Here is a 12,264-nt window from a genome sequence, read left to right on the forward strand (position 1 = left end):
CATTGATTTCCGGTGCCGTCCCGCTCGCCTCGTCCGTTCAGATATTTCCCAGCTTCCTCTGCATGATCCAGTTCACACTGTGGTTCAGCGCGTCGGGGTGGGGGTTGGCGTTCCGCTCGGCGGCAGGCCGGTGGCCGTGGCCGTACCGGTCGGCAGCGGCGGCCCGGTCTCCCCGGATGTTCCGCTCGGGTCCGGCGTGCTAGCCGGGTCCGGGGTGGTGGCCGGGTCTGGCGTGCTGGCCGCTGGCGCGGGTGGAAGGGGCGCGCCCGGTGCGCGGGGCACGAAGGGCGCCTGCTCCGGGCAGTACGGGTACGCCCGCAGCGTCTGTTTCACATAGCCGCCTTCCAAGCAGTCCGGGTAGCCGAGCCGGATCGGGTTGCCGTTCTGGTCGAAGAGCCGGGCGTTCTCCACCAGGCGCCCCTCGCTGTCGTAGACGAAGACGTCCCGGACCCGGTCGTACGGGCTGTCGACAGAGGTCTGGTCGTAGCCGTAGTCGCCGTAGCGCATCCGGTCCTCTGCCTGGATCAGCGCGGCGAACGCGAAGACCACCAGCACCACACTGGCGACCTGCACGACCGAGCGCGGCCAGCGGGTCAGCTGGGCCGAACGGCGACCGATCCAGATGGAGCCGAGCACGAAGCCGATCAGCATGATCAGACCGGCGAGCAGCTCACCGCCGAACCTCGGCAGCAGCCCGAATTCGCCACCGGTGGTGATCACGGTGACCAGCATCGCCGCCAGATAGCCGCGCAGCACCCACCATGCCGGACGCAACAGTCGGAGGAAGTCGCTGGCCGTCTCGTACCCCAGTGGTGGGCCGAGGCGGGTGTCCATGCCGCGCAGCCGGCCGCGGACCCGGGCCATCGCGCTCGCCACCCGCTGGTCGAGGTTGCGCCCGCTGCCCGGCGCGGCGCCGGCTGCGGCGCGCAGCTCGGCGGCGTACGTCTCGGGCTCGCCCAACCGCTCGACAAGGGTGCCCTCGGCCTCGGCGGCGACCTCGGTGAGGTGGTCGGCGAGATCCTCGGTCAACTCGTCGCGTTGCCCGGGCGGCAGGTCGGCCAGAGCGGCCCGGACCCGCGCCACATAGTCGGTGATCTCCTGCTCCGCGACGGTCATGCCGCCATCCCCCGATCGTCGAGCAGACTGTCCATTGTGGTGGCGAACGAGCGCCAGAGCTTGCCGGAGCGGGTCAACTGGTCACGCCCCGCGGCGTTGAGTGAGTAGTACTTGCGGTGCGGCCCGGATTCGCTCGGCACGACGTAGGTGGTGAGCAGGCCGGCGGCGAAGAGGCGGCGCAACGTCCCGTAGACCGAGGCGTCACCGACCTCTTCCAGGCCGGCCTCGCGCAGCCGGCGCAGGATGTCGTAACCGTAACCGTCCTCCTCTCGGAGAACGGCCAGGACGGCCAGATCAAGCACGCCCTTCAACAACTGTGTGGTGTCCACGCATTGCACACTACTGCGTAATACGAAGTAGCGTCAACGAATCCGCCCCGACACGCCAAGCCGGCTAGCGCGCGGCCCGCCCGGAGGTGCGCTGGGCCGCTCTGGGGGTGCGCTGGGCGGAGATCGACTCGGTTTTCAGGAAGTCGGGGCTTCCGAGGCGACCAGACAACGCGGTTTCAATGAAAGCGAGTTGATCAAGCTCGCTGGCGCGCGGTGGCTTACTGGAGGCTCCAGGCGATGCCGTCGAGGATGTCGTGCTCCGAGGCGACCACCGACGGCATCCCGGCCCGCTCCATGATCACGCGCAGCACCAGCGCACCGGCGCCGATCACGTCGGCGCGGCCCGGGTGCATCACCGGGTTCGCCAACCGCTGCGCACGGGTCTGACCCAGCAGCTCCGCTGTCACCCGGGCGACCTCCTCGTACGACACCCGGGCGTGGTGGATGCGCTCCGGGTCGTACTCCCGCAGGCCCCGCGCGAGCGCGACCACTGTGGTGACCGACCCGGCGAGGCCGACCAGGGTGGCCGCCTCGCGACCGGGCACCACTGCGAGCGCCCGGTCCACCACCGCGGCGATGTCGGCCTGCGCCGCCGCGACCTGCTCGGACGTCGGCGGGTCACCGGGCAGGTGCCGCTCGGTCATCCGGACGCAGCCGATGTCCACCGAGATCGCCGACCGCACACCGGCGGCCCGGTCACCGACCACGAACTCGGTGGAACCACCACCGATGTCGACGACCAGGAACGGCTCCTTCGCGTCGGCGGGCAGCCCGCGCACCGCGCCGGTGAACGACAGCCGGGCCTCCTCGTCGCCGCTGACCACCTCAGGCGCGACACCGAGGGTGGCCTGCACCATCTCGGTGAAATCGGCGGCGTTGGCGGCATCGCGGGAGGCCGAGGTGGCACACATCCGCACCCGCTGCGCGCCGAGCTTCTCAATGTCGGCGGCGTACGACGCCAACGCCACCCGGGTCCGTTCGATCGCCTCCGGCGCCAGTCGGCCGGTGCGGTCCACGCCCTGCCCCAACCGGACGATCTCCATCCGCCGGGTCAGGTCGACCAGCGGTGCCTGCGGCCCGGCCGAGGCGTCGGGCAGGTCGGCGACCAGCAGTCGGATCGAGTTGGTCCCGCAGTCGATGGCCGCCACACGCGTCGTCACGGCAGCAACCTTACGGCAGGCCAGGCAGCCGTCCGGCGGCTTGGTCGGCAGTGGGCCACGACTCGCCCAGGTCGCCCGACGGCCCCCGCAACAACCCCACCCCGAGCGCGGTCAGGTGATGTCGGACGGCCCCGCCCTCCCGCTCGCTGGTCACCAGACCGGCCATGCGCAGCGCGCGGGCGTGCTCCGAGGCCGAGGAGAGACTGATCCCGACCGCCCGGGACAACACCGTGGTGGTCAACCCGCCGTCGGCAGCCAGTCGGCGCAGCACCAGCGCCCGGGTGACGCCGAGCAACCGACCGAGGGCATCGTCGTCGGCGGGAGCCCCGCGCGCGGGCATGACCACCGGGTAGACGAGCAGGATCGGGTAACCCTGCTCGACAAGCACCCGGGGCCGCGGCCCGGCCAACGGGGAGGGCAGCAGGATGATCCCGTGGCCGGTGCCGGGAAGATCGCCGTCCCACCACGTCCGCACCTCCAGCACCGGCTCCCGCCACCGGATCCCCGGGTGCAGGCCGGCGAAGAGACTGGCCAGGCCGTGCTGCGCCAGCCGCTGGCTGGCAGCCGTCACCTGCTGACGGTACGCGGACACCAGCTCGGCCCAGTGCGGTTCGAGCACCGCGTCGCACCAGGTCCGCACGGCCCCGCCGAACAGGTCCAGCACCTCCGGGTCGGCCGCCGCGAACCGTCGCCGCAGCGGGCTGACCGGCGTGTCCGCGTACGCCAGGGTGACCTCGGCGCGGACCCGCCGCGCCGGGGTGGCCCGGATCGCCTCCAGCCCGGCCTCCACCGACTCCAGGCCGTCGAAGGGGGTGACGAAGTCGGGCAGACGTCCCCGGTCGGGCAGCAGATGCCGCAGAATCGCCGTGGCAGTCTGGGCGGCAGCAGTGCCCTCGGCCGCCGCCGCCCGCCTCGCCAGGGTCGGTGCCATCGCCGCGACAGTCGGATCGCGCAGCCACTGACCAGCCAGCAGCGCGATCCCGACCGGATGCAGCCGATCGGCGAACCGCACCCGGCACAGGTCGGCGGACCCGAGCTGGAGGCGAAGCATGGCAACAGCCTGCCTGCCTTCGCCCAGGACCGAAAGGGTTGATTCGCTGCCGAACGCTCTCCAGTGTGGACCGCGAGGTCGACGGGGGGTGGCCGGCGTGCGGCGAACAGTGGCGGTGTTGACGGGGCTCTGTCTCCTGGTCGTTGCCGCAGCTTGTGGTGAGCGGGGGCAGCCCTCGTCGGCCTCGCCAGCCTCACCGTCCGCGTCGAGCGAACGGCCGGCGGCCGGTGACCACCAACTCACGGTGCGCCACAACGGACGCGACCGCACCTACCTGCTGCACGCCCCACCGGGGTACGACCCGGGCAGAGCCTCCGCGCTGGTCGTCGCGCTGCACTTCTATCCCGGCCTCGGATCCTCGGTGCGGGAGTTGGCGGGCCTGGAGGCCAGAGCCGACACTGACAACGTGCTGGTCGCCTACCCCGACGGGCAGGGAGGCGGCTTCAACGCGCTGATCTGCTGCGGCAGCGAGGACGACGTCGGCTTCCTCAACGCCCTCACCGATCATCTGGTGCAGACCTGGCACGCGGACCCGAACAGGGTGTTCCTCACCGGCATCTCGAACGGCGGCGACATGAGCTTCCGGGCGGCGGTGGAGAGCACCGGCAGGTACGCCGCGATCGGGGTGGTCAGCGGTGGTTACAGCGGAAACCTGACCACCGCCGACAGTTACGTGCCGAAGAGCCCGGTCTCCGTGATCACCTTCATCGGCGGCCAGGACCGCTACGCCTCGACCTTCCAGGCCGGCGTGCGGACCTGGCAGCAGCGGCTCGGCTGCCGGTCGAGCCCGAAGGCGTCCGGGGTGCCGGGCGTGACGCACACGGTGGCGGGCTGCGCGGACGGCAGCGAGGTCAGCGTCTACACGATCGCCGACATGGGTCACAGTTGGCCGGGAGCGACGTCGGGCCAACTCGCCGCGTCCTCCGCAGGGCTGTCCGCCACCGACCTGATGTGGGAGTTCTTCGCCGCCCACCCCCGCAGGGCCTGACCTAGAGGCGCAGCAGCATCCGGGTGTTGCCCAGCGTGTTCGGCTTGACCCGCTCCAGGTCCAGGAATTCCGCGACACCCTCGTCGTACGAGCGCAGCAGCTGCTCGTAGACCGGCTGCGGCACCGGAGCGCCGTCGATCTCCCGGAAACCGAACGAGCCGAAGAACCGGGTCTCGAAGGTGAGCACGAAGATCCGCGCCACGCCCAACTCCCGGGCCGCGTCGATCAGCTCAGCGACCAGCCGGTGACCGATGCGCCGGCCCCGGCAGGACGGGTCCACCGCCACAGTGCGGATCTCGGCCAGGTCCTCCCACATGACGTGCAGCGCGCCACAGCCCACCACGACGTCGTCCTCGGCCCGGACCGCGACCCGGAACTCCTGCACGTCCTCGAAGAGGGTGACGGTGGCCTTGCTCAGCAGCCGCCGGTCGTCGGTGTAGGTGTCGACGAGTCGTCGGATGCCCCGCACGTCCCCGGTGCGGGCCCGCCGTACCAGGATCTGACTCTCGGGTGCCTCGGACCCGGCCTGCGTGCTCATTCGGCCGCCGGCACGTCCACGCACGGCCCCGCCGACCACCAGGGCTCGACCAGGCCCAACGTCTCGTCGCCGAGCGGGTTCACCCCGGGGCCTGCGCCCAACGCGTGGCCCAGGTGCACGTGCAGGCACTTCACCCGGCCCGGCATCCCACCGGCCGAGATGCCGGCGATCTCCGGCACCTCGCCGATCGCCTCCCGGCGGGTGAGGTAGTCCTCGTGCGCGGCACGGTAGTGGGCGGCCAACTCCGGATCCGTCGCCAGCCGGTCCGCCATCTCCTTCATCAGCCCCGCCGACTCCAGTCGGCTGCACGCGGCGGTGGCCCGGGGGCAGGTCAGGTAGTAGAGCGTCGGGAACGGGGTGCCGTCGGCGAGGCGGGGGGTCGTCTCCACCACGTCGGGAAGGCCACACGGGCACCGGTGGGCCACCGCGCGGGTGCCCCGGGGCGTCCGGCCGAGCTGCGCTGCCACAGCGGCCAGGTCGGCCTCGGTGGCCGGTTCGCGCTGCGGCAGGGAAACGGAATCCGCCGCCGGCTCCGACGGTGGTACGACAGTCACGGTGCCCATCTCTCCTGGTGTGCTGGTCGGTGGATCACTGGCCCGGCTGCTGGCTGTCCGCCGCCCGCACGCTGGACCAGAGCGTGTCGTACCAGGTCACCGGCCCGGCTGGCGGGGCCGAACCGGCCGACTTCCCGGCGTCGCGGGCGGCGCCCTCCGGGTCGTGCAGCACCACCATCATCTTCTCGCCGGGCCGGCCCATGAAGAACCGTTCCCGAGCCTGCGTCTTGATGTACTCGGGGTCCTTCCAGTTGGCGGCCTCGGCGGCGAGCTTGGCGATCTCCCGCTCCTGCACCGCCTGGGCCGCCTCCATCCGCTCGATGTCGGCCTGCTGGTCCAGGTAGACCCGGACCGGATAGGTGTAGGCCAGAGCGAGCGCGATCAGGACAGCGAACAGCACTGTGGCCCGGCCGGTGAAGCGACGGGGGTGGGGTGCGGCGAGCCGCTTCACCGCACCAGCGGCAGCGGTACGCCGCGCGGCGGCCGGACGATTCGCGGAGCGAACGCCTTCGGCGCCACGGGTAGCACCCGGCGCGCGACCGGCGGCACGCGGCTCGGCGCGTACGCCGGCCTCCCGGACCGACCCCCGCGTGGCGCGCCCACCGCCCGGCCGACCGGACTGACCCGACCGGCGGGCGGGACGCTGACCACCCGGTGTGCGGCGCTGCTGCATCGTCACACCCCTCCCCCGAGGCTTTCGTGGCTCAGGCCGAACGGTAGCGCGGGAACGCGCCAGCGCCGGCGTAGCGCGCCGCGTCGGCCAGCTCCTCCTCGATCCGGAGCAGCTGGTTGTACTTGGCGACACGGTCCGAGCGGGCCGGGGCGCCGGTCTTGATCTGGCCGCAGCCGGTGGCCACCGCCAGGTCGGCGATCGTGGTGTCCTCGGTCTCGCCGGAACGGTGGCTCATCATGCACTTGAAGCCGGCCCGGTGGGCCAGGTCCACCGCGTCCAGGGTCTCGGTCAGCGAGCCGATCTGGTTGACCTTGACGAGGACCGCGTTCGCCGCCTTCTCCGCGATGCCGCGGGCGATGCGCTGCGGGTTGGTCACGAACAGGTCGTCACCGACGATCTGCACCCGGTCGCCGATCGAGGCGGTCAGCGTCTGCCAGCCGCTCCAGTCGTCCTCGGCCAGCGGGTCCTCGATCGAGACGATCGGGTACTCGTCGGCCAGCTTCGTGTAGTAGGTGCTCATCTCCTCGGCGGACTTCGCGGCACCCTCGAACGTGTAGGCGCCGTTGTCGAAGAACTCGGTGGCCGCCACGTCGAGCGCGAACACGATGTCGGTGCCGAGCCGGTAACCGGCCTTCTCGACCGCCTCGGCGATCAAATCCAGGGCCGCCGCGTTCGTCGGCAGGTTCGGCGCGAAGCCACCCTCGTCGCCGAGCCCGGTGGAGAGGCCCTTCTTCTTCAGCACCGACTTCAGCGCGTGGTAGACCTCCGCGCCCGAGCGCAGCGCCTCACGGAAGGTGGGCGCGCCGATCGGCGCGATCATGAATTCCTGGATGTCGACGTTCGAGTCGGCGTGCGCGCCACCGTTGAGGATGTTCATCATCGGCACGGGCAGGAGGTGCGCGTTCGGGCCGCCCAGGTAGCGGAAGAGGCTCAGCTCGGCGCTGCCGGCAGCGGCCTTCGCCACCGCCAGGGAGACCCCGAGGATGGCGTTCGCGCCCAGCTCCGACTTGCTCTCCGTGCCGTCGATGTCGAGCATCTTCTGGTCGATCAGCCGCTGCTCGCTGGCCTCGTACCCGATGATCTGGTCGACGATCTTGTCTTCGACGTTGGAGACCGCCTTCTCCACGCCCTTGCCCTGGTAGCGGTCGGCGTCACCGTCGCGCAGCTCGATCGCCTCGAAGGCGCCGGTGGAGGCACCGGACGGCACGGCGGCGCGGGCTACCGTGCCGTCGTCCAGACCGACCTCGACCTCGACCGTCGGGTTGCCCCGCGAGTCGAGAATCTCCCGGGCGACGATTCCCTCGATGGTTGCCACTAAGTCGCTCCTCGTTGTTGTGATCCGGTCCGTGGGTGGGCCGCGACGGTGCGGCTGAGGCAGGTGTTGAACGCAGCGTATCGGGCGGCGCGAACGGGCACGGCGTCGCCCGCGCACCCGGGTCACCCCGCGTTGACGGACATTCCCGGATTTCCGGGCGTCAACCGGCAACGGGTTTGCGCTGCGCGGACCAGATCCACCAGGCTGGTCGCCATGCCCGCCGCCTCGACCACCCTCCGCATGCTCGCCGTGTCGGTCATCGCGTCGCTCACGGTCACCGGCTGTCAGACATTCGAGGACGCCGGAGTCGCCATGGGCCGCTCGGACCTCGTCAACGACCTCGCCGCCCGGCTCGATCGGGCCCTGGAGTTGACCTACTCGGCCGACTACCAGTTGCCCGGCGGCCAGCGCGCCGCGATCGTGCAGGCGCAGGACCCGGCGCGATCCACGTACACCTATCCGGGCGGGCAACTCACCGTCACCCCGGAGGCCATCACCCGGTGCGCGACGACCGCCGCCCGCCCGCAGTGCACGCTGATCACCCCGCCCACCCCGGGCAGCAAGCCCACGGTGACGCTGTTCGGCGAGGCCAACCAGCAGGGCCTCGTCACCCCGCCGGTGGTGGTCGGGCTGCTCACCGCAGCCGCGCTCGACCCACAGGCAGTCATCAGGCAGAGCGACACCACAGTCGCCGGGCACCACGCCGCCTGCGTCGCTGTGCAGAGCTCGTCGTCCGGCGACTTCACCGCCTGCGTGACCACCGAGGGCGTGCTCGGCAGCTTCACCGGGCCGGTCGACGGGAAGCCGATGGAGCTGGCACTGAGCAACTACTCCGCGACAGTCGACGAGGGCGCGTTCGACCCGCCCGCCGGGGCCGACGTCGTCGACCGCCGCCCCGGCGGCTCGTGACCGACAGACTCGCGGAGCGCCCAACAGGCGCAACTGCCGCCCGCGTACTCCATCTCGCGCTGGCTCATCGACGCGACGGTGACCGCCGGGCGGCGGTGAGACCCGCGCGGCCCGGCGTTCTCAGAGACCGAGCAGGGTGCGCAGGTGGCGCGGGGGCGGGCAGTCGTGGGCGAGCATCGCGTCGTGCCAGTCGCGGACCGACACCCCGTCCGGGCGGGCGGCGGCGATGTCGGCGACCTCGCTGTACCCGACGAAGTAGGTGGAGAGCTGGGTGGAGGTGAGCTGGGCGCGCCGCCACTTGCCGGCCGCCTCGCCCTCCTCCTGGAAGCCGCGCCCGGTCATCAACGCCATCGCCTCGGCCTCGGGCAGGTTCTCGGCGTGCACCAACTGGTCGAGCAGCGCGTTGATTGTCATCCGTAGTTGCATCTTGAGCTGCTGCAACCGCACCGGCAGACCGCCGAAGCCGAGGCCCGTCATCACCTCCTCCGCGTAGACCGCCCAGCCCTCGATGAACGGGCCGGACTCGGCCAGCGCGCGGACCCGTGTACCACCCACGTAGCGGCGGGCGTGGGCGAGCTGGAGGAAGTGCCCGGGCATCGCCTCGTGCACGGTGAGGTTGCGGATCATGTGGTCGTTGTATTCGCGGTAGAACGACTCCACCCGCTGCGCCGGCCAGTCCGAGGGGGTGGGCGCGATGCAGTAGAAGGTCGGCACGGCGGCGGTCTCCAGCGGGCCGGGCGCGTCGCAGTACGCCACAGCGACCCCCCGGGCGAACTCCGGCATCTCCTGGATCACACACCGGTCGTCGACAAGGGTGACCAGGTCGTGTGCGCGGACGAAGTCGGTCGCCTCGTCCAGTGTCACACCGGCCAGCTCGACGACCGTCGCGTCGTTCGGGTGCTCGGCGGCGAGCAGGTCCAACGCCCGACGTACTGATGTGTCGTCGGCCGGGCCGCCGACCAGCTCGACGGCCGCCTTGCGGATCTCCGCGGTGACCCGGTCCAGGTTGGCCCAGGCGCGACGCTGGATCTCGGCGGCGCCCAACTCGGTGTCGAGGGTGTGCCAGAGCCGGGCCTCCCAGCGGCGCCGGCCCAGTCGCGGGTCACGGCCGGGGCCGGCGTCGGCGGCCAGGCCGACGCGCAGCCAGGCGACGAACTCGTCCAGCGCGGCGATCGCGGCGGTGGCCGCCGGTTCGACCCGGCCCAGGTGGCCCGGCGCCTGGGCGAGCAACGCCGGCAGCTCGTCGCGGATCAGCGCGGCAGTGCCGGTGAACTGCCCGACCGCCGTCTCCGCGTGGATGCGCGGCATGTCCCGCAGCGTCGCGCGGGCGGTGGCGAGGGCGTCCGGTACGGCGGCGAGCCGCCCGGCCAGTTGGGTCAGCCGCACGTCCGCGGGGGCGTACGGGCGGGCCAGCAGCGGGTGCAGCAGCGGGCCGGGGTTGTGCCGCAGCGGATCCCACTCGTGCGACCGGATCTCGGTCAGCTCGAACAGCTCCCGGTCCACGAATGAGGTGAGCAGCGCGTGGTCGACCTGCTCGTCGACGTCGAGCGAGTCCGGGTCCAGTTCGGACAGTGCGTTGGCCGCGTCGGAGAGCATCGCCCGATCGGCGGTCAACCCGTCGGCGGACAGGTCCGGCAGGCGGTCGTCGAAGCGGTGGTCGCCGGCGGCGGTGGCAACCCCCGGCCGCGACTCCAGTAAAGCCTCGACAACCCGCTCAGCCAGCACCCCAAACGCTTCCACCGCCCCACCCTACCGACCGCCGCACGCTCCGCCGCCGGTTTCACCCACCCCGTCGATCATGAAGTTATTGCCATCCGCCTCGGCGTGTCGGAGCAATAACTTCATGATCACCGTGGGCTGGCGGGTGGGGGTGGGGGTTCGGCTTGGCGGATGGTTTCGGCGTGGGCGAGGGTGGTGCGGCGGAGAGCCGCTTCTGGGTCTGTGCCCGCCTCGCGGGCGGCGGCCACCCTTGCCAGGAGATCGGCGCCCAGCCTTGCCTCGGCGTCGGTCTGGTCGTCGGCCGACGGGAGTGGGACGTTGACGCCAGTGCGGGCGGCCCGGTCCAGGATCTGCGTTGCCAGGGCCAGCGCGGGCTGACTCAGTGCCACGCCGTCCAACGCCGAGTGCCGTGCCTTCTCCGCGCGCTTGATCCGCTCCCAGTTCTCGGTGATCTCCTCCAGGGTGCCCACCTCAGCACCGGCGAAGACGTGCGGATTACGCCTGATCATCTTGTCGACCAGACCACCGGCCACGTCGTCGATCGTCCACCGCTCGTCCTCGGGCAACTCCTCGGCGAGCCGCGCGTGCAGCACCACCTGCAACAACACGTCGCCCAACTCCTCGCGCAGCGCGTCGGTGTCGTCGGCGCAGATCGCGTCGTACGCCTCGTAGCTCTCCTCCAGCAGATAACCGGCGAGGCTGCGGTGCGTCTGCGCCCGCTTCCACGGGTCGCCACCTGGAGAGGCCAGTCGATCCAGCACGGCCACGGCGTCGAGCAGCCTGGCACCCGGCGGATCCCACGAGCCGTACATCAACTCCATCTCGGCCAACCCCGGCTGCCGGGCCAACCGCAGACCCAACTCCCGGGCCAGCGTCTCGTCACCCGCCGGACCGGCCAGCCACACCACAGTGCCGTGCGTCGCCACCGCGTCCAGCAACGGCTGCGTCGCCGGGCCGTCCACCACTGTGACCTCGGCGCCCGCCTGGCGCACGGCCGTGGTCAACTCGCTGTCCGCGCCGGTCAACACCGGGTGCTGGCGTACGACGTCCCAGGCGGCGGCCGTCAACAGGCCGGCGGGCAACCGGGGTGAGGTGACCAGGAGGACGATCCGTGCGGTCATGCTCAGCTGGCCGTGCCCTCGGCCTCCGGCGTCCCGGTCGGCCCCTCCGGGGTGGAGATGTCGGTGACCGCGTCGGAGCCCGGCTCACCCAATGGCACGCTCACCGCGGGTGCGTCACCGGCGAAGCTGAGCAGCGGGAACTCAAGCGGACGGTATCGAGGGCTGACCGTGACGTCGTAACGACCGACCGCCTCGGCCAGGATCCTCTTGGTCGCCAGCGCGCCGCGTAGCTGCTCGCCGTCGAGCTGCTGGGCGGCCTCCGCATCGGTCACCTCAGCGGGGATCTTGCCGGCCGCACGCCCGGCGGCGATCACGTCGGCGATCTCCTCCTTGCTCGGCTCGACCGGCTCGGCCGGCAACCCGGACAGGCAGGTGAAGAGCTTCGCCACCTCCCGCACGTGCCCGGTCTCCGGGTCGAGACCGAGCTGCTGGGCGGCCTGGTCGGCCGCCACCTGGCCGCGCGGCTGGTAGTTCTTCTCGGCGGAGAGCTTCTCGCACACCTTCGTCAGCACCATGGTCCGCACCACGTCGGCCACCTTGGGCACTGTCGGTTGCGGCGCCGCGGGCTGCCCACTGGCGGATGACTCCGGGCCCGGGTTCTTCGTCCGCAGGTCCTGCATCGCGGTGGTGACCTGAACGTCGGTGATGCGCTGGTCACCGACGTAAGCGGCGATACCAGGCTCAGCACGGCAACCGGAGAGGGCGACGAGGCCGAGCGCCACAGTGGCGACGGCGGCAAGACGGCGAGCACGCATAGCCGTCACTCTCTCACGCCGTCACCCGGGGTTGTG

13 protein-coding genes are annotated in these 12,264 nt (G+C 71.6%); 2 read left to right on the forward strand and 11 right to left on the reverse strand.

What is annotated here, in order from left to right:
• Positions 1-84: 84 nt before the first annotated feature.
• The 4 genes from MED01_RS01300 to MED01_RS01315 form a co-directional block, all read right to left on the reverse strand.
• Positions 85-1,116 carry an HAAS signaling domain-containing protein gene (locus MED01_RS01300; RefSeq protein WP_238666674.1) on the reverse strand — a complete coding sequence of 344 codons (1,032 nt, stop codon included), beginning with the start codon at positions 1,114-1,116 and terminating at the stop codon, positions 85-87.
• A complete protein-coding gene (locus tag MED01_RS01305; RefSeq protein ID WP_074316865.1) occupies positions 1,113-1,445 on the reverse strand; it encodes a PadR family transcriptional regulator in 333 nt (110 codons plus the stop codon). The genes MED01_RS01300 and MED01_RS01305 overlap by 4 nt, the downstream gene beginning before the upstream one ends.
• Before the next feature lie 218 nt (positions 1,446-1,663).
• Positions 1,664-2,593: a Ppx/GppA phosphatase family protein gene (locus tag MED01_RS01310; protein WP_238666758.1), complete on the reverse strand. Its 930-nt coding sequence runs from the start codon at positions 2,591-2,593 to the stop codon at positions 1,664-1,666.
• Positions 2,594-2,615: 22 nt separating this feature from the next.
• A complete protein-coding gene (locus MED01_RS01315) occupies positions 2,616-3,656 on the reverse strand; it encodes an ArsR/SmtB family transcription factor (RefSeq protein ID WP_238666675.1) in 1,041 nt (346 codons plus the stop codon).
• Positions 3,657-3,900: 244 nt separating this feature from the next.
• Between MED01_RS01315 and MED01_RS01320 the strand changes: the two genes are divergently transcribed.
• Positions 3,901-4,644: a CE1 family esterase gene (locus MED01_RS01320; protein WP_238666676.1), complete on the forward strand. Its 744-nt coding sequence runs from the start codon at positions 3,901-3,903 to the stop codon at positions 4,642-4,644.
• A gap of 1 nt (position 4,645) precedes the next feature.
• Here MED01_RS01320 and MED01_RS01325 read toward each other — a convergent pair whose 3' ends face one another.
• From MED01_RS01325 to eno, 4 genes are read right to left on the reverse strand one after another with little or no spacing between them, the layout of a single operon-like run.
• The gene (locus tag MED01_RS01325; RefSeq protein ID WP_238666677.1) at positions 4,646-5,182 is read right to left on the reverse strand and encodes an amino-acid N-acetyltransferase; all 537 of its coding nucleotides are present in this window, start codon (positions 5,180-5,182) and stop codon (positions 4,646-4,648) included.
• Complete coding sequence (locus MED01_RS01330; protein ID WP_238666678.1) at positions 5,179-5,736, reverse strand: DUF501 domain-containing protein; 558 nt, start codon at positions 5,734-5,736, stop codon at positions 5,179-5,181. Before MED01_RS01330 ends, MED01_RS01325 begins: the two co-directional genes overlap by 4 nt.
• Positions 5,737-5,770: 34 nt before the next feature.
• Positions 5,771-6,409 (reverse strand): FtsB family cell division protein, encoded by a 639-nt coding sequence (locus MED01_RS01335; protein WP_238666679.1) that lies wholly within the window; start codon positions 6,407-6,409, stop codon positions 5,771-5,773.
• A gap of 31 nt (positions 6,410-6,440) precedes the next feature.
• Positions 6,441-7,724: a phosphopyruvate hydratase gene (gene eno / locus MED01_RS01340; protein WP_238666680.1), complete on the reverse strand. Its 1,284-nt coding sequence runs from the start codon at positions 7,722-7,724 to the stop codon at positions 6,441-6,443.
• Between the two features lie 213 nt (positions 7,725-7,937).
• Between eno and MED01_RS01345 the strand changes: the two genes are divergently transcribed.
• Positions 7,938-8,633: a hypothetical protein gene (locus MED01_RS01345; RefSeq protein WP_238666681.1), complete on the forward strand. Its 696-nt coding sequence runs from the start codon at positions 7,938-7,940 to the stop codon at positions 8,631-8,633.
• A gap of 120 nt (positions 8,634-8,753) precedes the next feature.
• On the opposite strand, the gene MED01_RS01350 is transcribed toward MED01_RS01345, so the two are convergent.
• From MED01_RS01350 to MED01_RS01360, 3 genes are all read right to left on the reverse strand, one after another.
• Complete coding sequence (locus MED01_RS01350; RefSeq protein ID WP_238666682.1) at positions 8,754-10,373, reverse strand: DUF885 domain-containing protein; 1,620 nt, start codon at positions 10,371-10,373, stop codon at positions 8,754-8,756.
• A 107-nt stretch (positions 10,374-10,480) separates the two neighbouring features.
• Entirely contained in the window at positions 10,481-11,473 is a 993-nt protein-coding gene (locus MED01_RS01355; protein WP_238666683.1) for a nucleoside triphosphate pyrophosphohydrolase, read from the reverse strand.
• A gap of 2 nt (positions 11,474-11,475) precedes the next feature.
• Positions 11,476-12,228: a hypothetical protein gene (locus MED01_RS01360; RefSeq protein WP_238666684.1), complete on the reverse strand. Its 753-nt coding sequence runs from the start codon at positions 12,226-12,228 to the stop codon at positions 11,476-11,478.
• Between the last annotated feature and the right edge of the window lie 36 nt (positions 12,229-12,264).

It is taken from the genome of Micromonospora alfalfae, from assembly GCF_022230925.1.
Lineage (GTDB): Bacteria > Actinomycetota > Actinomycetes > Mycobacteriales > Micromonosporaceae > Micromonospora > Micromonospora alfalfae.